This window comes from Streptococcus sp. HMSC072C09, assembly GCF_001813105.1.
Classification (GTDB): domain Bacteria; phylum Bacillota; class Bacilli; order Lactobacillales; family Streptococcaceae; genus Streptococcus.
Window position 1 is genome coordinate 111,102 of the sequence record NZ_KV811500.1, and the last position, 19,433, is coordinate 130,534.

The following is a 19,433-nucleotide window of genomic DNA, read 5'->3' on the forward strand; positions in this document are numbered from 1 at the left end:
TTATTTGTCAAAACCTTGCAAGGCTTTGAGGCGTTCTTCTGTTTGTCCCTTGGCATCTAGTTTTTTACCTTGGTAAACAGCAGATTCCCATGATCCATACATTGGATTTGGGAAGATGATGAATTTTTCACCAAATTCTTTTTGCAATTCGTCCAATTTCTTGTCGCGATCAGCTTCAGAGGTCTTAGAAAAATCTGCAAAGTCGACCAGGTTGTCCCCGAATAGCAAGACAAGATTGGTCTTTTCTTGTACAGCTTGGCGACGGCCTTCTTTTGATTTGACACCATCTTCTAAGAACATGAGGTGGTCACGTCCTTGAACAGGAATGCCTTCTTTTTCAAGGTTCTTGATGGTATCATCTACTTGAGAGGTTGTACGGTCAGAAATGTAGTAGATTTGAACCCCGTTTTGATCCGCGAATTGAAGGAAATCTTTGGCACCTGGCACCGCTTTTGCGGCTGCTTTTTTCACCCAAACATCCCAATCTTTAGGATTGAAGGCCGTACCATCTTTGACGTTTTGAACTTGGTAAGGGCTGTTGTCTAAAACAGTTTCGTCCAAATCCAAGACGATTGAGTAAGGCTTATCAGAAGGAGTTTGGAGGATCTCTTTCAAACGGTCAGTAGCGACATTGTAGCCTTGTAAATACAAAGCCTTGGTTTCTGCTGCCTTTTGGTACCAGAGAACAGACATGGTATTTTCTTGTGAGCGCTGTTGATCATAGGTCATCGTTACCTGATTTTTAGTGCTGCTTGCTTTTGTCTCTTGCGTTTTAGTGGTGTTGCTTCCACAACTTGTCAGTAAAATGACAGAAGCAAGAGCAGAAACGATGGTAAAGGTGGTTTTTGTTGTTTTCATAAACCGTACACTCCTTAAAATTATTCTAAAAAAATTATACTCTTTTCAATCTTGCATGACAAGAAAGAGGAGAAGGTGTCTAGAAATCGGTGAAAAGAAAAAAGAAGGAAAAATGCTGCTATGAAAGGTTTCTTCGCATCAATATATGCTATTTTTTCCTTTAAAAGAATGGGTATAGTTTTATGCTATAACCGGATCAAGAAAACATCAAAGCATCCCTTTTCTTCTAAAATGAAACAATCGAGAAAGATACTCGCAAGTCCCTATTTTCAAGGACTTGCGTTTTTTTGATACCTTTTTTAATAAAGAAATTTTAAGGCCTTGATAGGGAAAATATATTAGTCAGCTACTTTTCGAGGTGATATCATGGTTACAAATTCCAGAAGGAAAGCAGTTAGCCTTTCTATTGGAGAAATATTGAGGAGGATTCACAGTATGAGTAAAAAAGAATTGGTTCTTCGTGCCATTCGAGGCGAAACAGTAGAACGAATCCCTGTAGGATTTTGGCTCCATTATGTGACCCAAGAAGAAAAAGAATTGGGTCTAGACAATCCGGCTGTAGTAGCAAAAAGTATTAAGGGCCACCAACACTATGTAGAAGAAATTTCACCTGATTTTGTCAAGATCATGAGTGATGGCTTCTTCCGCTATCCGAGTGCTCTTTATTCGAGAGAGATCAGATCGATCCGAGAATTGAAGGATATTCAACCGATTGGAGAGCATCATCCATGGATTGAAAAACAAATCGAGGTGGTCAAGGAAATTTGTTCTCATTTCCATGAAGAGATTGCTTCTTTCTACAATATCTTCTCGCCCATTTCTTATTTGAAACGCTGGTTCCGTACGGATCAATCTCGTGGAGACCAAGTGATTGCAGACTTTATCAAGGAAGATCCAGAAACTTTAGCTCATGTCCTTGACGTGATTGCAGGAGACATCGCTACTTTAAGTCGTCGCTTGATCCAAGAAGCAGGTATTGAAGGTATTTACTTTTCAACCCAGCAGATCCAAGATGAGCGTGTGACAGATGAAGAATACCGCAAGTTCATTGAGCCTAGCAGCATCGCTGTCCTAGAAGCAGCCAATGAAGCTGGAGGCATCAATATCCTTCATATCTGTGGTTTTGAAGGGGCCAGCAATGAAGTGGAGCTCTTCAAGGATTATCCAGCTCAAGTCATTAACTGGGCGACCCATCATGAAGGCCTTAGCCTAGCCGCAGGTCGTAAACTTTTCGGCGATCGTGCCGTTTTGGGTGGCTTTGTCAATGGCAAAAAAGGCTTGCTCTATCAAGGGGAACGAGAAGCTATTGAGCAAGAAACGCGTCGCTTGGTGGCTGAAGCCGGAAGTCGTGGTTTGATCCTTGGAGCAGACTGTACCGTACCAGATGATTTCCAATTGGAACGCTTAGATTGGGTGCGTCAAGCAGCTGTATTGTAAGAAGAAAGGAGAGGGAGATGAAAAAGATCAGTGGATGGTGCATCCTGGTAACCGTTTTGTTTTTGCTTTTAGGGCTTAGTAAAGTCGCTCTTGCAAGTAGTCAGGGGAAAGCAAAGAAAGATCCAGATATGGCAAGACTGGAGAAAATTCCAGCCCATAGTCTCTCCCTCCTTCGCCCGTCTGATCTAGCAGGAATTCTTCTTCTCGAAGATCAGTGATAAAAAAAGATGAAGAGCTTGATAAAAAATATATATTAGTCAAAGCATCATTGAAGTGATAAGATAACAAACAAGAAAAGATAGAACGAGGTAAGAACATGTCATCAAAAAGAGAATTAGTGTTAAAAGCTTTCAAAGGAGAAGCAGTTGACCGTGTGCCAGTTGGATTTTGGCATCATTTTACAACAGAAGAAGAATGGTTGAAAGGATTTTCTAATCCGGAAATTATTGAAAAAAACCTCAATGGCCATAAAAACTTCCTTCACAAGGTCAAACCAGACTTTGTCAAACTCATGAGTGATGGTTACTTTGCTTATCCAAACCCAGCCATTCACAAAGGCCTTGAAAATATCTCTGACTTAGCAGGGATTGAACCACTCGGAGCAGATCATCCATGGATCACAGAGCAAGTAGAGCTGGTTAAAAAAATCCGTGCCGGTTTTGAAGAAGACATTGTGGCTATCTACAATATCTTTGCTCCGGTGACCTACTTCAAATGGTTGGTCGGAGAAGTTTCAGGAGGAGATGACTTGATCGCAAACTTCATCGATCAAGATGCAGCAACTCTTAAAAAAGTATTGGATACAATTGGCCAAGACATTGCAAGTTTGAGCCAACGAATTATTAAAGAAGCAGGAGCAGACGGGATCTACCTCAGTGTTCAAAGTATCCAAGATGCGCGAGTTACACAAGAAGTTTATAAAAACATTATTGCACCGAGTGAACTCCATGTCTTAGAGGCAGCCAATGAAGCCGGTGGCGTAAATATTCTTCATATCTGTGGCTACGAAGGAGCCCGCAATGATATCCATCTCTTCACAGACTACCCAGCCCAAGTCATTAACTGGGCAGTCGGACCAGAAGGCATCAGCCTAGCAGAAGGACGCGAAATCTTCGGTGGACGCACGGTTCTTGGTGGTTTTGAAAATGGCAAAAATGGTCTTCTCTACACAGGAGACAAGGTTGCGATCCAAGCAGAAACCAAACGCATCATCGCAGAAACAGGAACCACAGGCTTGGTCATTGGTGCCGATTGTACGATTCCAAGTGACATTGATGAAGAACGAATCGAATGGGTTCGTGAAGCTACAGCAGAATAAGGAAAATAGAAAAAGGGAGAACAAAGTATGAGTAAAAAAACATGGATTATCGGTGGGGTGGCAGTTCTTGCCATTGCAGGTGCAACCATTCTTGGACGGAGCTTGAACCATGCAAACGACAGCAAAGGCTCAACAGGATCTAACAAGGTAACAACCTTGAAAGTAGCCCACACTCAAAACTATGTACCGTATGATTTCGTTGATGAAAAAGGAGAATCAGATGGCTATGAAGTAGCCGTTCTCAAAGCCATTGACGAAAAACTACCAGACTACAAGTTTGAGTACACTGGAACAAGTGATGACGATCTCTTGATCGGTCTAGAATCTGGTAAATACGATATCGGAACCAAAGGAGCTTGGTATACCGAAGAACGTGCCAAGAAATTTATCATTCCAAAAGAACCAATCGGTGCAAGTATCATCGGATTTACCGTCCGGAAAGAAGATGCGAATAAATACAAGAACATCGATGACTTCGCTAAAGAAAAAGGAAAATTGGTTCCAATTTCACCACAAAATGCACAATGGAATGTTATTAAAGAATACAATGAAAAGCATAAGGACCAACAAATCGAATTAACAGCTGCGGAATCTTTCAAAGTCGCAGATGCTTATGCTTGGGTTCTTGAAGGACGTTACGATGCCTTCTTTGACATCAAACTTTCCTTTGAAAAAGCTGTCACAGATAAAGATGGTTCTTACCACCAATATGCGGACAAACTTAGCTGGTTTGCCTACAAAGGAATTCCAACTTACCCATTGATCCATAAGGATAAGAAAAACGAAAAATTTGCGGAAGCATACAGCAAGGCTATCAAAGAATTGGAAAAAGATGGGACACTTGCTAAATTGTCGAAAAAATATTTCGGTGAAGATGTCTTCAGTTATGTAGATAAAGAGAAATAAGATGGAACTGGGTGCGCATAGCCCCAGCTTCCTTATTTCTATACGGATACAGAAAGGAAAAGAAACATGGTCTCATACGACATTTCCAAGGTTTGGTCATTTCTTCCAACCTTGGTCCAAGCTCTACCAGCGACCCTAGCTTTGATGGTTTTAACGACGGTTCTCGGTTCTGCATTTGGCTTGGTTTTGACCTGGGCACAAGTATCAGAAGATAAGGTAGGAGCAGGTCTGGCAAAAGGTTATGTCTTTACCTTGCGTTGTACCCCTCCGATTGTCTTGCTCTTTTTGGTCTTTTATGGACTGCCCCAATTTTTGAACTGGTGGTTGGGCATTGACATTGACCACTGGTCCAAGTTTGTCTTTGTCCTTGTTGCCATGTTTCTTCTCTTTGCTGCGATGATCTCTGAGGTCTTCAAGGCAGCCTATTTGGCCATTCCAAAAGGTCAGATGGAAGCGGGCTTGAGTATTGGCTTGACGCCGGCTCAAACCATTTGGCGGATTGTCCTTCCTCAAGCCTTTCGCGTGGCTCTTCCAAATATGACAACTGCCATCTTGAACCTCATGCGCGATGCCGCTTTGGCTTATACCATTGGCTTTATCGATATCATGGGAGCAGGCAACAACTTGATCAGCCGCAATCTTGGGAATTATTCCCTCGAAACATATACAGCTGTCGCAGTGATCTACTGGGGAATTGCCCTTGTGATCTCCTTCTCCGCTCAACTCCTTGAGAAACGACTCAGTGTAACAGAAAGGTAGCTTATGGATTTCAATTTTATTAGTAAAGCATTTCTAGCCACCTTGGGTGGTGTTCCAGTGACCCTTCTGATCATGGTCGTATCAATTCTTTTGAGTTTCTTTCCAGCCCTCTTTTTGGCACTCGGTCAGATTTATAAGGTCAAAGGTGTTCGCAGTTTCTCAGTGATTTACTTAGCTTTTATCCGCGCGACACCTCCGATTCTCTTGATTCTCTTCTTTTATAGTCTCTTTCCCAGTCTCTTAAATAGCTTTTTTAAGAGTATTGGTAGTCACTTTAATGTCTTTGAGATCAATCCCATTTACTATGCCTTTATCATCTTTAGCTTGATGACAACGGGGAGTCTTGCTGAAATTCTACGGTCAGCCATTCTGACTGTGGATAAGGGCCAGCTAGAAGCAGCGCAAGCCATTGGTTTGACTAATCGCCAAGCCTACATCCGCATTGTTTTTCCACAAGCCTTGCGTTCAGCCCTTCCCAATTTGTGTAACTTGGTTATCAACTTGGTCAAAGGAACCTCCCTTGTCTTTGTCATGACCATCAAGGATATCACCGCCATTGCCAAGGTCGAAGCCTCTTATGGCTATCAATATTTTGAATCCTATCTAGTGATTTTTATTCTTTATATTGTCATTTGTGGGGTGATTCAATGGGGATTCAATCGCTTAGAAAAACGCCTGACACTCGCATAGAAGAAGGAGAAATGAAAAGATGTTAGAAGTAGAACACGTATCGAAAAAATTTAAGGACCACCAGGTCCTGGTAGATGTCAATCTCAAGGTCAACCAAGGGGATGTCGTCGTTATTTTGGGTCCATCTGGATCAGGAAAAACAACCTTCCTTCGCTGCCTTAACCACTTGGAAAAGGCAGATACAGGGCACCTCACCCTAGGTGGAAAAGAGTACGACCTCTCAAAACTCAGCAAAAAAGAGATTCTAGAAATCCGCCAAAAGACAGCCTTTGTCTTCCAGCATTATAATCTCTTTGCCAACAAAACAGCGCTTGAAAATATCTTAGAAGGACTGGTTGTAGCTCGTAAGATTCCAAAAGAAGAAGCCATCCAACGGGCAGAATCAGCCCTTGAAAAAGTTGGTCTTCTTGCTTATAAGGATTACTATCCTTCTCAATTGTCAGGTGGCCAGCAGCAACGGATCGGAATCGCGCGTGCCATCGCAGTGAAACCAGACGTGATCTTGCTGGACGAGCCGACTTCAGCGCTAGACCCAGAGTTGGTCGGTGACGTCTTAGATGTCATGAAGCAATTGGCCCAAGAAGGAGTGACCATGGTTGTCGTAACCCATGAGATGGGCTTTGCGCGTGATGTGGCCAACCACGTCATCTTTATGGATGGCGGACACATCATCGAAGAAAACGAACCCCATGAATTCTTCAACAGTCCAAAAGAAGAGCGAACCAAACAATTCCTTTCACGGATTTTATCCGACGCCACTTATAGCGTTGAATACATGATTTAACAGGAGACACACCCAGTAAGGGTGTGTTTTTTAGGATCTGGAAAAAATTTTTAAAAATTGGGTCATTTTTTAAAAATCATTACGAATAATATAAGTGAGAGGGAAATATGACTGATAAAAAACAACGATTTGTACTACTATTCTTACTGACTTTGTTTCTAGGAGGTTGCAGTCTTTTTACGGATAAAGCTGCTGAGAGAAGGGAAATGATTCAGATTGCAGAAAGCACGAAAATGGAGCGAGCGATAAAACACTTGTTAATCAGTATCGATCCTAAAGCTTTCACTTCAGAAGGAGTCATTCACTCCTATACCCTGATAAAAGGTGAATTGGAATACAATCCAATGGGAGGGATGAATGTCTATCTTGTGATCAATGGCGATAAAAAGTTAACGATCGATACGACTGTTCAAATGGAAGATTCAGGACAGTTCGGAGCAGGTAGTTACGGTATTTCAGCAAAATTAGATGATCTGTTAAGTAAAGCAGAAGAGACTGGAAAATAGACTCAATTAGGTAAATACCCCTAATATAGGTAAATAGAAACATTTCTGTATCAAAACCAATATGTTACATTAATAGCTAGTGCTTGTAACGATTTGGCAACATTTTTTAACAAAAGTAACATTTCAGGTATGAATAGAATTTTGTATAATAAATTCTAAGAAACCTGAAGAAAGAATGGGAAGAAGATGAAAAAAAGTAAATTTATTGTATTAGTTATGATACTATTTGGTTTAAGTTTGGGAGGTTGTAGCTTTTTTAATGGACAATCTGCCAAGAAACAAGAAATGATTCAAATCGCAGAGAGTAAGAAGATGAAAGTGGCGATTGAAAATATGTTGAAAAAATTAGATCCTAAAGCTCTTACTCCAGAAGGAAAAATAAAATCATATAAAATCTCTAAAGATGATTTAGATTATAATCCGATGGGAGGGCTATTAGTAAAAATAGTTATAAATAATGATGAAAAATTAGTTTTAAGCACAACTATACAAGAGGACGCTACAACAGGGAAATATGAAGAGACCTATTTTGGGGAAACAGAGGAGTTAAGTGATTTATTAGATAAGGAGTGATAATGGCTAATAATTTAAATTTCAATGATCAACAAAATGTTAAAGCTGCTCTACTTGAATACGAAAAAGATGTCAAAATAAATGGAAAGTTTAAAATTGGGACGAAGAAAGACGAATACATTGGTAATGTTGCCCATATTTATGATAACGTAAATGACAATGAGGAGCAGGTCTTCGTTCTTACTAATAATGGCCAAGGCGCGCAACAAAATGCAGTCCCCTATACTGCTTCTGATGAAGCGCGTGCCCAAATCCATGACGTGACTGTCTTGATGAAGGGATCTGAAACTGAAATAAGTACACAAAAATTACTCCATGATACATATACGGATTGGGTAAAGACAGATTTGCCAGCAGCTTCCAATATTTTGAACCCTGGTGGTGCAAGCGAGTATGCAACAGAATATGCGAAGAATTATGCGCGAGATAAGGCTAAAGATGGTTTTAACAATGCTGTAGAAGCTTTTGAAGATGCAATTATTCCTACATCTGTTAATCTTCCACCGGAGGCCACACCCTTAGGTAGGTTTATGAAAAAAGCGCTGGATAATCCTGTCAGCAATTTCGTACAGGAAAAAGCATCAGATGTGGTCGGCTTTTTTGCAGAAAGAACAGCCGAAGAACAAGTTAAATTTCCTGCTTTAGTGGGAGCTGCTTTTTTAAAAAAATACAATGATGAAAACGGGACTTTCCCGCCTCCGCAGTTTAAAGATGCTGCAGCTCATTTGAAAGAGGTGATTCGAAAATATCCCAATGCCAAGATTGATCTATACGGTCACTCTCTGGGTTCTATGAATATTCAGTATGCGCTTGCCTGTTTGACGGAAGAGGAAGCTTCTCATATTGGGACCGTACACCTATATAATGGCCCTAATGCCTATCCTATCCTAACACCCGAGCAAAAAGCGCGTATAGATGCGCTGAAGTACAAAATCTACAACCACATTGACCATAAAGATTTGGTTAGCTTGGGCTATCAGGATTCTGGAAGCAAGGAATCCAGTGGGATTGTCAAGCACCTCAAAACTAATGATTTAAAAAATACTGGCCTGCAACATATGATGCATGGTTATATCTATGATAAGAATGGAAATTTGGTTCTTGAAAAGGGAACGGAAGCCATCACTCGCAAGGAAATCATTGAAGAGCGGATGAAGGTTTACTATCGCCTAAAAGATAAATTACAAAAAACAGGTGGTGGACTGAGCTCAAGTGAACGGATTTATCTTGATGCTTTGCAGGCGCGCTTGGCTTCTGATGAGCTGATTCGAGTAGTGGATGAAGGGCTGGAGCAAGCTCAGAAATCTAAGGCACAACTGGATACAGATTTAGAAGCTTTGGAGAAAGTATTACATACCGTTCCGAAAGGCTTCATTCTCAATCTTGCGGAAGTAGAAGAGGCCTATGCACAGGCTGGTGCAACAAAGCAAACAGTTGTCACTGAAGTAAGAGAAAGATTCGACAACCGTTTGGCTGCATATCAGTCCTTATCAAATGAATTTCATGCTTTAAACGAGCAAGTGAATGCAGGAATTGAGCTCTTAAAAGCAAAAGACCAAAAAATAGCAGGAGAAATGAACCAGTGGGAACAACTAGCTTATTAATTTCATCTACTCTTTCGAAAAAGGAAAAGAAACTAGATCACTTGGAAAGAGAGTTTCACAAAGCGCGCTTGAAGCTAGATGAAAAGCGTTGCCTAGTGGAAAGAAAACAGCAGCTCTTCACCCAGATGCTGGAAGAAGAGTATGCGATGGCAGCTTCCTTCTTACAAGAGCAGGAGGTTGATGTCAGTTGTGAATGGGAGTCCCTCCATCGCTGTATCGAAGAGTATGATCTCGAAGCTAGAGAAGCTGCACATGTAGTCTTAAAACAGATCGAAATCGAGGAAGAGAATTTATGGCAATCCTACCGGAAAGATAGATACCAACTGGAAGAGGAGTTTGCACAAGATAAAGTTTCATAGTATAGAAGAGGAGGAAGTATGGGTGATAGTCCAGTCAAAGATTTCTTTGATTTAGATATGAAAGATAAGATGAGGATCATCGAAAGCCGAAAGAAACTTGAAAAAGATTTAATCCGTGTTGTCTATGCGCCCGTTTTATTGACCTGCAAGGCAGGAGTTGAGAAACGTTACAATGATGGCTTGACTGCGATTACAACAGTAGCCGAAGAAGACGTCCAGGTAGTTGGAAAACAACTGGATCAGTCCATGGTGGGGCAATTTGCTAAAAATGTACAGACAGTTATTCAAGAAAAAGCTGGGAAATTTAAATCTATCTAGCCAAGAACTTCTATTTAAAATGGAATCTGGAGTGACTCCAGATTTTTTTAATAAATTTTAAAAATTATGTAAAAAAGTGTTGACAAAGAAATCAGTCTGCGTTATAATAATTTATGTAAACAAAAAGAGGTTGGGAAAACCTACTGGTTTACAAGATCAATAGTGGAAAGGAGATGGTGATATGCTATTTCCAGAATTAAGACAACTAATTGATAAAAGGAAAAATAGAAACTGTTAGCCTGTAGGGCTATTATTAAACAAATGAATTAAAATTATGTAAACAATTAAACAGCAGCCAATTGGTCTGCTAATTTTCAAGAATGAATTAAAATTATGTAAATTAGAGGTATACAATATGAATAACAACTTTAACAATATGGATGATCTTTTCAATCAACTAATGGGAAACATGGGTGGTTTTCGTTCTGAAAGCCGTCGCTACATGATCAACGGTCGTGAAGTGACACCTGAAGAATTTGCAATTTACCGCCAAACTGGTCAACTTCCAAATGAAGGAAGCGAGCAAGTGCAACACCATCAAGGTAAAGGAATGAAACAAGATGGGATCCTTGCGAAGCTCGGCCGCAACTTGACTGAAGAAGCCCGTGAAGGAAAATTGGATCCGGTCATCGGACGTAATAAAGAAATTCAAGAAACGGCTGAAATCTTGTCTCGTCGTACCAAGAACAACCCGGTCCTTGTAGGGGATGCCGGTGTTGGTAAAACAGCAGTTGTAGAAGGTTTGGCACAAGCTATTGTGAACGGGGATGTTCCAGCTGCTATCAAGAACAAAGAAATCATCTCGATTGATATTTCTGGTCTAGAAGCTGGTACGCAATACCGTGGTAGCTTTGAAGAAAATATTCAAAATCTGATCCAAGAAGTCAAAGCTATGGGAAATGTCATTCTCTTCTTTGATGAAATCCATCAAATCCTTGGTGCAGGTAGCACAGGTGATGGTCAAGGCTCTAAAGGTCTTGCGGATATCATCAAACCTGCTCTTTCACGTGGGGAATTGACAGTCATTGGGGCAACTACTCAAGATGAATACCGTAACACCATCTTGAAGAATGCAGCTCTTGCTCGTCGTTTCAACGAAGTGAAAGTCAATGCTCCATCAGCTGAAGATACTTTCAAGATTCTTCAAGGGATCCGTGATCTTTATGAAAAACACCACAATGTCATCTTGCCAGATGAAGTTTTGAAAGCAGCGGTTGATTATTCGATCCAATACATTCCACAACGTAGCTTGCCTGATAAGGCTATTGACTTGGTCGATGTGACAGCTGCTCACTTGGCAGCCCAACATCCAGTAACAGATGTCCATGCTGTGGAACATGAAATTGAAGAAGAAAAAACCAAACAAGAAGAAGCTGCGGCTAAAGAAGATTACGAAGCAGCTTTGAAAGCAAAAGTTCGTATCGAAGAACTTGAAAAGAAAATTGAAAACCATACGGAAGATCATAAAGTAACAGCAACAATCAACGATGTGGCTGAATCAGTAGAACGGATGACGGGTATTCCAGTGTCTCAAATGGGTGCAACTGATATTGAACGTTTGAAAGATATGGGTCACCGTTTGCAAACTAAGGTTATCGGTCAAGATAAAGCTGTTGAAGCAGTGGCACGTGCTATCCGTCGGAACCGTGCAGGATTTGACGAAGGGAACCGTCCAATCGGTAGCTTCCTCTTTGTAGGTCCTACTGGTGTCGGTAAGACTGAGTTGGCTAAACAATTGGCTCTTGATATGTTCGGAACCAAAGATGCCATCATCCGTTTGGATATGTCAGAATACAGCGACCGCACAGCCGTTTCTAAATTGATTGGTACAACAGCTGGTTATGTTGGTTACGATGATAACAGCAATACCTTGACAGAACGTGTTCGCCGTAACCCTTACTCAATCGTCCTTCTTGACGAAATTGAAAAGGCAGATCCTCAAGTGATCACCCTTCTCCTTCAAGTCTTGGATGATGGTCGTTTGACAGATGGTCAAGGGAACACGGTCAACTTCAAGAACACTGTGATTATCGCCACTTCAAACGCTGGCTTTGGTTACGAAGCCAACTTGACAGAAGATGCGGATAAACCAGAACTCATGGATCGTTTGAAACCTTACTTCCGTCCAGAATTCTTGAACCGTTTCAACGCTGTCATTGAATTCTCACACTTGAGCAAGGCAGATCTTTCTAAGATTGTTGATTTGATGTTGGTAGATGTCAATAAGACCCTTTCTAAGAAAGAAATCGACTTGGCAGTGAGCGATGCAGCTAAAGAATACATGACTGAAGAAGGTTATGATGAAGTGATGGGTGTTCGTCCACTCCGTCGGGTAGTTGAACAACAAATCCGTGACAAAGTCACAGACTTCCACTTGGATAACTTGGATGCCAAACATCTCGAAGCAGACATGGAAGATGGTGTCCTTGTGATCAGAGAAAAAGACACAAAGAAGGAAGAAAACGCTGATAAACAAGCAGATTAAGGCGAATTAGTTTGTGAAAAATAGAGACTGCTATCATATAGCAGTCTTTATTTTTTCTTCCCACCTGGGGGAAATTATTCGCCGTATAAGGCCAAAATCCTCCTATTTGGGGTAAAAAAACATCAATAATTAGTGAAATTAATCCAATTTGAGCAAAATTATTAATAAATAAAGAAAATAAGTATATAATCTATACAAGAATAAAATTTGAGGAATGGAAGTAAGATGAGCAATACAATTGATATCTACTCAACTCCCGAATACAGAAAAGTGGAAGCCGTTGTTCAACTGATGGTTGACGGTCGCTTGACGAGCTATCGTGTCGCAACTGAAACAAACATCAGCAAAATGAGCTTGGCGACTTTGACGAAGGGAACGAGTAAAATCAAAAATATTACCTATCAAACGGCTTTGGCCTTGATTGATTGGTATGATGAGAATCATGAAAAGTATGGCATTACGATTGACTAGTCAGTAGCCCACTTTTCGTGGTTTTTTCTTTTTCATCAAAACTTGCCTCCTCTATGAGACTGGACTCTGATTTTGCTTGAAGAGGATGGGAAAACTTGAAAAGACGGGCGAAATTTGATATAGTATAGCATATATGAAAATTAAAGGAGAAACATATGCAAGGCGGAAGTTTGCTAATTATGCTCGTTCTTATGGTCGGTTTGATGTACTTCATGAGCCGTAGCCAAAAGAAACAGTATCAAAAACGGATGGAAAGTTTGAATAAACTTCAAAAAGGAAATGAAGTCATCACGATTGGTGGCTTGTACGGAACCATCGATGAAGTCGATACAGATCGCAAGACCGTTGTCTTGGATGTTGATGGTGTCTACCTGACCTTTGAATTGGGAGCGATCAAAACAGTTCTTCCTGTATCAGAAGGAATCTCAGCTACTGCTACAGAAGGCGCTAGCTCAGATGCCGATTCAGCCATCGAAGAATAATCATCAAAGAAGAGGCAAAGGCCTCTTTTTTGCTGGGCAAATAGGACGACGTGATGAAGGAAAGTCCTGCTGGTTCAAAAAAGAGGCCAGAGTCCCTATTTTATGGGGATTTATGGTATAATGAAGCGATAAATATTGAAATAGGTAGAAAAACATGTTTCGTTTTAAGAAAAAAGAAAAAATCGAGATACCTTTAGAAGTCCCGAAACACATTGGGATCATTATGGATGGCAATGGTCGATGGGCGAAAAAGCGGATGCAACCGCGCGTCTTCGGTCATAAGGCAGGGATGGAAGCTCTCCAAGAAGTGACGATTGCAGCAAAAAATATGGGGGTTCAGGTCCTGACTGTCTATGCCTTTTCGACCGAAAACTGGACACGCCCTGAAGATGAAGTCAAGTTCATCATGCACTTGCCGGTTGAGTTTTATGGTCGTTTCGTCCCCGAATTGCATCGCAATAATGTCAAGATTCAAATGATCGGTGATACCAAGAAATTACCAAAAGAAACGCTGGAGGCTTTGGAAAGAGCAGAAGCGATGACCCATCTCAATACAGGTTTGATCCTGAATTTCGCGCTCAATTATGGTGGACGTGCTGAGATCACCCAGGCCGTGAAGCAGATCGCTCATGAAGTCTTGGATGCGAAGTTCAGTCCAGAAGATATCACAGAAGAGATGATCGCAGATTATCTCTATACCGAGAGTTTGCCACGTGTCCTAAGGGATCCGGATTTGATTATCCGTACCAGCGGAGAAATCCGTTTGAGTAATTTCCTTCCTTGGCAGGCCGCCTACAGTGAGTTGTATTTCACAGATGTCATGTGGCCAGATTTTGGAGAAGAGGCACTAAGAAGTGCCATAGTAGAATATAGCCATCGCCATCGGAGATTTGGTGGTGTTTAGGAGAAGATGATGACGAAAGATTTACAAAAACGTGTGATTTTTGGAGGAATTGCCCTGCTCTTTTTCATTCCAACAGTAATGGTTGGAGGGGTGTTCTTCCAGATTGTGATTGGCTTGATCGCCATGCTAGGGGTTCATGAATTGCTCAAGATGAAGGGGCTTGAGACAGCGACCTTTGAAGGAGCGCTGGCCATGTTGGCGGCCTTCGTCTTGACTTTGCCGATTGAGGACTACCTCCCTTACCTTCCAGCAGATGGCAATATGATTGCCTATGGTTTGGTTGTCTTGATTCTCATGGGGACAACTGTTCTTGCTCAGAATTACAATTATGAAGATGTGGTCTACCCCATTGCGTCTAGCTTTTATGTTGGACTTGGTTTCCATTCCTTAGTAGATGCGCGAATCGCTGGTATTGATAAGGTCTTATTGGCACTCTTTATTGTCTGGGCTACAGATTCAGGTGCTTATCTGGTAGGAAGTCGGTTTGGGAAACGCAAGCTTATGCCTGCGGTTTCTCCTAATAAAACGATTGAAGGCAGTCTTGGGGGAATCTTGTCTGCAGTTGCGGTAACTGTGATCTATATGATCGTGGATCGTTCTGTGGCGGGTGGACATGGTTTTCTTGCGATGATCTTCTTTACCATCCTCTTTAGTATTGCAGGTCAGTTTGGAGATCTGGTAGAGAGTGCGATTAAACGCCACTTCGGTGTGAAAGATTCTGGGAAATTTATTCCAGGACATGGTGGTGTTCTAGACCGCTTTGATAGTTTGATTTTTGTCTTTCCCTTGATGCATTTCTTGGGCTTGTTCTAAGACAGAAGAGATAGAAAGGAAACCACGTATAGAACGATGCAGTTTATTGCCTTTATTGTTATTTTTGGAGTGATCGTTCTCGTTCACGAGTTTGGTCATTTCTATTTTGCAAAAAAATCGGGCATCCTGGTGCGAGAATTCTCGATCGGGATGGGTCCAAAGATCTTTGCCCATATTGGTCAAGATGGAACAGCCTATACGATTCGCATTCTACCTTTAGGTGGCTATGTGCGTATGGCTGGCTGGGGTGAGGACACAACTGAGATTAAAACCGGAACGCCTGTCAGCTTGACGCTAAATGAGGCTGGTAAGGTCGTCCGGATCAATCTTTCAGGAAAGAATCTGGATCAGACAGCCCTTCCCATGAATGTTACCCAGTTTGACTTTGAAGATAAATTAGAAATCACGGGCTTGGTTCTCGATGAGACCAAGACTTATGATGTCGATCATGATGCGACTATTGTTGAGGAAGATGGGACAGAAGTGCGGATTGCGCCGAGAGATGTTCAGTATCAGAATGCCAGCATTTGGGGACGGTTGATCACCAACTTTGCGGGTCCTATGAACAACTTTATCCTCAGTATTGTCGTCTACTCACTTTTAGCCTTTATGCGCGGTGGTGCGATTGACTACTACAGCAACAATGTTCAGGTGGCACCTGATGGGGCGCTGGCTAAGGTCGGTGTCAAAAGCAATGTTCAGATCCTTCAAGTCAACAACGATACCGTTAGCAACTGGGATGAGCTGACAGATGCTGTCGAGAAAGCAACCAAGGACAGCAAGACGGCTCCTGAATTGACCCTGAAAGTCAAAACAGACGGCCAAGAAAAAGAAGTCAAAGTGAAGCCAACCAAGTCAGGGAATCGTTACTATCTGGGTGTGACAAATGGCCTCAAGACAGGATTTGTGGATAAACTGTTGTCTGGTTTTACAGATACCTGGAATACAGCGACACGGATTTTGGGAGCTTTGAAAGATATCATTTTCCACTTTAGTCTCAATAAACTGGGTGGACCGGTTGCTATCTACAATGCCAGCTCACAAGCTGCTCAATTAGGGATTCCGGCAGTCTTATCTCTTATGGCCATGCTCTCTATTAATATTGGGATCTTCAATCTAATCCCGATTCCCGCTTTGGATGGTGGGAAAATCTTGATCAATTTGATCGAGGTCGTCCGGAGAAAGCCACTGAAACAGGAAGTGGAAACCTATATGACGCTTGCAGGTGTAGCTGTAATGGTTATTTTGATGATTGCTGTCACCTGGAATGATATTATGAAATTATTTTTGAAATAGAAAAGGATATTGTCCATGAAACAAAGTAAAATGTTGATTCCAACGCTTCGCGAAATGCCAAGCGATGCCCAAGTCATTAGCCATGCTTTGATGTTGCGTGCAGGCTATGTTCGCCAAGTCTCAGCTGGTGTCTATTCTTATCTGCCACTAGCCAATCGAGTCATTGAAAAAGCAAAAGGCATCATGCGCCAAGAATTCGAAAAAATTGGAGCAGTAGAAATGCTTGCTCCAGCACTTTTGAGTGCGGATCTCTGGCGTGAATCTGGTCGTTACGAAACTTACGGGGAAGACCTCTATAAGTTGAAAAACCGTGAAGGCTCTGACTTTATCTTAGGTCCAACTCACGAAGAAACCTTTACCGCTATTGTGCGCGACTCAGTAAAATCTTACAAACAATTGCCGTTGAATCTCTACCAAATTCAACCAAAATACCGCGATGAAAAACGCCCACGGAACGGTCTTCTGCGGACCCGTGAGTTCATCATGAAAGACGGTTATAGCTTCCATGCTAACTACGATAGCTTGGATGTCACTTATGATGAATACAAGGCAGCTTATGAGCGGATCTTCACCCGCAGTGGCATCGACTACAAAGCCATCATCGGTGATGGTGGTGCCATGGGCGGAAAAGATAGCCAAGAGTTTATGGCTGTTACACCTGCTCGTACAGACTTGGACCGTTGGGTTGTTTTAGACAAATCAGTGGCTTCCTTTGATGAAATTCCAGCAGAAGTCCAAGAAGAAATCAAAGCAGAATTGCTCAAATGGATGGTCTCTGGTGAAGATACCATTGCCTATTCAAGTGAATCAACCTATGCTGCGAACTTAGAAATGGCTACTAACGAATACAAGCCAAGTAACCGTGTTGTAGCAGAAGAAGAAGTGAAACGCGTGGAAACACCAGGTGTCAAATCGATTGATGAAGTAGCTGCATTCTTGAATGTTCCAGAAGAAGCTACTATCAAGACTTTGGTTTACATCGCAGATGGTGAGCCTGTTGTTGCCCTTCTCGTAGGTAATGATCAGCTCAATGAAGTGAAGTTGAAAAACCACCTCGGCGCAGACTTCTTTGAACCTGCAACCGAAGTGGAAGTGAAAGAATTATTAGGAGCTGATTTTGGCTCTCTCGGTCCAGTTGATCTTCCTGAAAATGTTAAGATTATCGCAGACCGCAAGGTCCAAGACAGCCGTAATGCAGTAGTCGGTGCCAATGAAACAGGCTACCACTTGACTGGTGTCAACCCAGGACGTGACTTTACTGCAGAATACGTCGATATCCGTGAAGTTCGTGAAGGCGAAATCTCACCAGATGGGAAAGGGGTCTTGAACTTTGCACGTGGGATCGAAATCGGTCACATTTTCAAACTCGGTACACGCTACTCCGCTAGCATGGGAGCAGATGTCTTGGACGAAAACGGTCGTGCAGTTCCGATCATCATGGGCTGCTACGGAATCGGTGTCAGCCGTCTTCTTTCAGCTGTTATGGAGCAACATGCACGCCTCTTTGTCAATAAGACTCCAAAAGGGGAATACCGTTACGCTTGGGGGATTAACTTCCCTAAAGAATTGGCGCCATTTGATGTGCATTTGATTCCAGTCAATGTCAAGGATGAAGCAAGCCTTGCTTTGACCGATCGGATCGAAGAAGCTTTGGTGAATAAAGGCTACGAAGTCTTGGTGGATGACCGAAATGAACGCGCTGGTGTCAAATTCAGCGATAGTGATTTGATTGGACTTCCAATCCGCGTAACAGTTGGTAAAAAAGCAGCTGAAGGTATCGTAGAAGTGAAAATCAAAGCAACAGGAGATACCATCGAAGTTCATGCGGACAATCTCCTTGAAACCCTTTCAATCTTGAACAAATAAGAAAAAGCTTTCTGAGCTCTCACCAGTGTGGTGATGAAACTCAGGAAGCTCTTTTTATTTTTCTTCTTTGAGGCCTTGATCTTTGAAATAGGTAAAGAGATCTTGAGGTTTGCCATTGAGGTATTTCTTGAACTCAGCTGTTTCTTCCTCCCCTTGATCCCCGTAGATGGAAGCAAACTCATCTTTCTTGATTTTTGAGAAGTCAGCTTGTAAGACCTTGGCATAGGATTGTTTATCTTTCGAAATTTGAATGCGGAAGTTAAGACCAGGCTTGCCATTTAAGCTTTTATAGATATCGCTATGTTCTAATTCTTCTTGGTAGATTTCCTTTAACTCGGAAAGATCCATGTCTTGCAAATCTGAGGAAATGGGTTCAAAACTAAGAAAAGTAAAAGAGACAATTTCATCTTTTTTGTAGCCGATTTGAATTTTGTTTTGATGATGATCACCGAGGTCACTAACAAAGGTCTTGGTTTGGACTTGCTCCTTTTTGTTTTGAGTGGCCTCTTGTTTGGAAGAAGCGGCAGTAGTTCCTTTGCCTTGTTGGCCTTGGCTACAAGCGGTAAGAGCTAGTAGACAGACAGAGGCAAGTAGAAATTTTTTCATATATACTCCTTATAGGTTAATGGTGTTCGATCTTGTATGAAACAAGTTTTGAACAGGTTTCATTATACCATAAAAGTTTTAAAAATGAAAAAATATACAAAAATCTTCGAAATTTGCTTTTAAAAACACCTAAAATCAACAATTTTTATCTATGTGTTGAGTTAATATAAAAGGACAGAGTGTCTTCTTTTCTTTCCGGAAATAATACTAGTTGGAGACTACTGGGGCAAGGAATTCAGAAAATATATTACAGTTTTATGACAAAGTGTTACACAATTGTAACAAAGTTACAATGTTTTATCAGTTAGCCCTCTAAACTTGACATTCTGGCAATATTTCATTAAGATATTTTTAAGTAAATAATACAAAAAGGGAGCAAAAGGTAAAATATACAGTTA

21 protein-coding genes are annotated in these 19,433 nt (G+C 41.5%); 19 read left to right on the forward strand and 2 right to left on the reverse strand.

From position 1 onward, the window contains the following. A complete protein-coding gene (locus HMPREF2893_RS04990) occupies positions 1 to 858 on the reverse strand; it encodes a 5'-nucleotidase, lipoprotein e(P4) family (RefSeq protein ID WP_070674746.1) in 858 nt (285 codons plus the stop codon). A gap of 435 nt (positions 859 to 1,293) precedes the next feature. Between HMPREF2893_RS04990 and HMPREF2893_RS04995 the strand changes: the two genes are divergently transcribed. From HMPREF2893_RS04995 to HMPREF2893_RS05085, 19 genes are all read left to right on the forward strand, one after another. Then, positions 1,294 to 2,295: a uroporphyrinogen decarboxylase family protein gene (locus HMPREF2893_RS04995; RefSeq protein WP_049482361.1), complete on the forward strand. Its 1,002-nt coding sequence runs from the start codon at positions 1,294 to 1,296 to the stop codon at positions 2,293 to 2,295. A gap of 17 nt (positions 2,296 to 2,312) precedes the next feature. Further along, positions 2,313 to 2,513: a hypothetical protein gene (locus tag HMPREF2893_RS05000; RefSeq protein WP_070674749.1), complete on the forward strand. Its 201-nt coding sequence runs from the start codon at positions 2,313 to 2,315 to the stop codon at positions 2,511 to 2,513. 98 nt (positions 2,514 to 2,611) lie between these two features. Beyond that, positions 2,612 to 3,613, forward strand: coding sequence for a uroporphyrinogen decarboxylase family protein (locus HMPREF2893_RS05005; protein WP_070674752.1), 1,002 nt, complete (start codon positions 2,612 to 2,614; stop codon positions 3,611 to 3,613). A 27-nt stretch (positions 3,614 to 3,640) separates the two neighbouring features. Continuing rightward, positions 3,641 to 4,519, forward strand: coding sequence for a transporter substrate-binding domain-containing protein (locus HMPREF2893_RS05010; protein WP_003004175.1), 879 nt, complete (start codon positions 3,641 to 3,643; stop codon positions 4,517 to 4,519). 66 nt (positions 4,520 to 4,585) lie between these two features. Next, a complete protein-coding gene (locus HMPREF2893_RS05015) occupies positions 4,586 to 5,278 on the forward strand; it encodes an amino acid ABC transporter permease (protein WP_003004525.1) in 693 nt (230 codons plus the stop codon). Between the two features lie 3 nt (positions 5,279 to 5,281). Beyond that, positions 5,282 to 5,968, forward strand: coding sequence for an amino acid ABC transporter permease (locus HMPREF2893_RS05020; RefSeq protein ID WP_013904552.1), 687 nt, complete (start codon positions 5,282 to 5,284; stop codon positions 5,966 to 5,968). Between the two features lie 19 nt (positions 5,969 to 5,987). After that, entirely contained in the window at positions 5,988 to 6,752 is a 765-nt protein-coding gene (locus HMPREF2893_RS05025) for an amino acid ABC transporter ATP-binding protein (RefSeq protein ID WP_003016067.1), read from the forward strand. Between the two features lie 107 nt (positions 6,753 to 6,859). After that, positions 6,860 to 7,258, forward strand: a complete 399-nt coding sequence (locus HMPREF2893_RS05030; RefSeq protein WP_070594767.1) for a DUF1310 family protein — start codon at positions 6,860 to 6,862, stop codon at positions 7,256 to 7,258. A 186-nt stretch (positions 7,259 to 7,444) separates the two neighbouring features. Further along, positions 7,445 to 7,831 (forward strand): DUF1310 family protein, encoded by a 387-nt coding sequence (locus HMPREF2893_RS05035; protein WP_070594768.1) that lies wholly within the window; start codon positions 7,445 to 7,447, stop codon positions 7,829 to 7,831. A 2-nt stretch (positions 7,832 to 7,833) separates the two neighbouring features. Next, on the forward strand, positions 7,834 to 9,435 hold the full coding sequence (locus HMPREF2893_RS05040; protein WP_070674755.1) for a lipase family protein: 1,602 nt from the start codon (positions 7,834 to 7,836) through the stop codon (positions 9,433 to 9,435). Then, complete coding sequence (locus HMPREF2893_RS05045; RefSeq protein WP_070674758.1) at positions 9,414 to 9,794, forward strand: type III secretion protein; 381 nt, start codon at positions 9,414 to 9,416, stop codon at positions 9,792 to 9,794. Before HMPREF2893_RS05040 ends, HMPREF2893_RS05045 begins: the two co-directional genes overlap by 22 nt. Positions 9,795 to 9,812: 18 nt before the next feature. After that, on the forward strand, positions 9,813 to 10,112 hold the full coding sequence (locus HMPREF2893_RS05050; RefSeq protein ID WP_049523162.1) for a hypothetical protein: 300 nt from the start codon (positions 9,813 to 9,815) through the stop codon (positions 10,110 to 10,112). Positions 10,113 to 10,467: 355 nt separating this feature from the next. Beyond that, a complete protein-coding gene (locus tag HMPREF2893_RS05055; protein ID WP_070674761.1) occupies positions 10,468 to 12,597 on the forward strand; it encodes an AAA family ATPase in 2,130 nt (709 codons plus the stop codon). 225 nt (positions 12,598 to 12,822) lie between these two features. After that, positions 12,823 to 13,068, forward strand: a complete 246-nt coding sequence (locus HMPREF2893_RS05060; RefSeq protein ID WP_003009969.1) for a hypothetical protein — start codon at positions 12,823 to 12,825, stop codon at positions 13,066 to 13,068. A 155-nt stretch (positions 13,069 to 13,223) separates the two neighbouring features. Then, on the forward strand, positions 13,224 to 13,550 hold the full coding sequence (gene yajC / locus HMPREF2893_RS05065) for a preprotein translocase subunit YajC (protein WP_003004444.1): 327 nt from the start codon (positions 13,224 to 13,226) through the stop codon (positions 13,548 to 13,550). A 154-nt stretch (positions 13,551 to 13,704) separates the two neighbouring features. Next, entirely contained in the window at positions 13,705 to 14,454 is a 750-nt protein-coding gene (locus HMPREF2893_RS05070; protein WP_070674764.1) for an isoprenyl transferase, read from the forward strand. 9 nt (positions 14,455 to 14,463) lie between these two features. Continuing rightward, positions 14,464 to 15,267, forward strand: a complete 804-nt coding sequence (locus HMPREF2893_RS05075) for a phosphatidate cytidylyltransferase (RefSeq protein ID WP_023919527.1) — start codon at positions 14,464 to 14,466, stop codon at positions 15,265 to 15,267. 36 nt (positions 15,268 to 15,303) lie between these two features. Continuing rightward, on the forward strand, positions 15,304 to 16,563 hold the full coding sequence (gene rseP, locus HMPREF2893_RS05080; protein WP_021154371.1) for an RIP metalloprotease RseP: 1,260 nt from the start codon (positions 15,304 to 15,306) through the stop codon (positions 16,561 to 16,563). 15 nt (positions 16,564 to 16,578) lie between these two features. Continuing rightward, entirely contained in the window at positions 16,579 to 18,429 is a 1,851-nt protein-coding gene (locus HMPREF2893_RS05085; protein ID WP_003009975.1) for a proline--tRNA ligase, read from the forward strand. A gap of 54 nt (positions 18,430 to 18,483) precedes the next feature. Here HMPREF2893_RS05085 and HMPREF2893_RS05090 read toward each other — a convergent pair whose 3' ends face one another. Then, on the reverse strand, positions 18,484 to 19,035 hold the full coding sequence (locus HMPREF2893_RS05090) for a hypothetical protein (RefSeq protein ID WP_070674767.1): 552 nt from the start codon (positions 19,033 to 19,035) through the stop codon (positions 18,484 to 18,486). Positions 19,036 to 19,433: the final 398 nt, after the last annotated feature.

What these genes read in the sequence shown, in the direction of transcription:
- HMPREF2893_RS05035 (WP_070594768.1), top strand. Translation starts at nt 7,445, where the DNA reads ATGAAAAAAAGTAAATTTATTGTATTAGTTATGATACTATTTGGTTTA.
- HMPREF2893_RS05010 (WP_003004175.1), top strand. Translation starts at nt 3,641, where the DNA reads ATGAGTAAAAAAACATGGATTATCGGTGGGGTGGCAGTTCTTGCCATT.
- HMPREF2893_RS05020 (WP_013904552.1), top strand. Translation starts at nt 5,282, where the DNA reads ATGGATTTCAATTTTATTAGTAAAGCATTTCTAGCCACCTTGGGTGGT.
- HMPREF2893_RS05050 (WP_049523162.1), top strand. Translation starts at nt 9,813, where the DNA reads ATGGGTGATAGTCCAGTCAAAGATTTCTTTGATTTAGATATGAAAGAT.
- HMPREF2893_RS05025 (WP_003016067.1), top strand. Translation starts at nt 5,988, where the DNA reads ATGTTAGAAGTAGAACACGTATCGAAAAAATTTAAGGACCACCAGGTC.
- HMPREF2893_RS05085 (WP_003009975.1), top strand. Translation starts at nt 16,579, where the DNA reads ATGAAACAAAGTAAAATGTTGATTCCAACGCTTCGCGAAATGCCAAGC.
- yajC (WP_003004444.1), top strand. Translation starts at nt 13,224, where the DNA reads ATGCAAGGCGGAAGTTTGCTAATTATGCTCGTTCTTATGGTCGGTTTG.
- HMPREF2893_RS05015 (WP_003004525.1), top strand. Translation starts at nt 4,586, where the DNA reads ATGGTCTCATACGACATTTCCAAGGTTTGGTCATTTCTTCCAACCTTG.
- HMPREF2893_RS05040 (WP_070674755.1), top strand. Translation starts at nt 7,834, where the DNA reads ATGGCTAATAATTTAAATTTCAATGATCAACAAAATGTTAAAGCTGCT.
- HMPREF2893_RS05000 (WP_070674749.1), top strand. Translation starts at nt 2,313, where the DNA reads ATGAAAAAGATCAGTGGATGGTGCATCCTGGTAACCGTTTTGTTTTTG.
- HMPREF2893_RS05075 (WP_023919527.1), top strand. Translation starts at nt 14,464, where the DNA reads ATGACGAAAGATTTACAAAAACGTGTGATTTTTGGAGGAATTGCCCTG.
- HMPREF2893_RS05070 (WP_070674764.1), top strand. Translation starts at nt 13,705, where the DNA reads ATGTTTCGTTTTAAGAAAAAAGAAAAAATCGAGATACCTTTAGAAGTC.
- HMPREF2893_RS04990 (WP_070674746.1), bottom strand. Translation starts at nt 858, where the DNA reads ATGAAAACAACAAAAACCACCTTTACCATCGTTTCTGCTCTTGCTTCT.
- HMPREF2893_RS05005 (WP_070674752.1), top strand. Translation starts at nt 2,612, where the DNA reads ATGTCATCAAAAAGAGAATTAGTGTTAAAAGCTTTCAAAGGAGAAGCA.
- HMPREF2893_RS05030 (WP_070594767.1), top strand. Translation starts at nt 6,860, where the DNA reads ATGACTGATAAAAAACAACGATTTGTACTACTATTCTTACTGACTTTG.
- rseP (WP_021154371.1), top strand. Translation starts at nt 15,304, where the DNA reads ATGCAGTTTATTGCCTTTATTGTTATTTTTGGAGTGATCGTTCTCGTT.
- HMPREF2893_RS05090 (WP_070674767.1), bottom strand. Translation starts at nt 19,035, where the DNA reads ATGAAAAAATTTCTACTTGCCTCTGTCTGTCTACTAGCTCTTACCGCT.
- HMPREF2893_RS05055 (WP_070674761.1), top strand. Translation starts at nt 10,468, where the DNA reads ATGAATAACAACTTTAACAATATGGATGATCTTTTCAATCAACTAATG.
- HMPREF2893_RS04995 (WP_049482361.1), top strand. Translation starts at nt 1,294, where the DNA reads ATGAGTAAAAAAGAATTGGTTCTTCGTGCCATTCGAGGCGAAACAGTA.
- HMPREF2893_RS05060 (WP_003009969.1), top strand. Translation starts at nt 12,823, where the DNA reads ATGAGCAATACAATTGATATCTACTCAACTCCCGAATACAGAAAAGTG.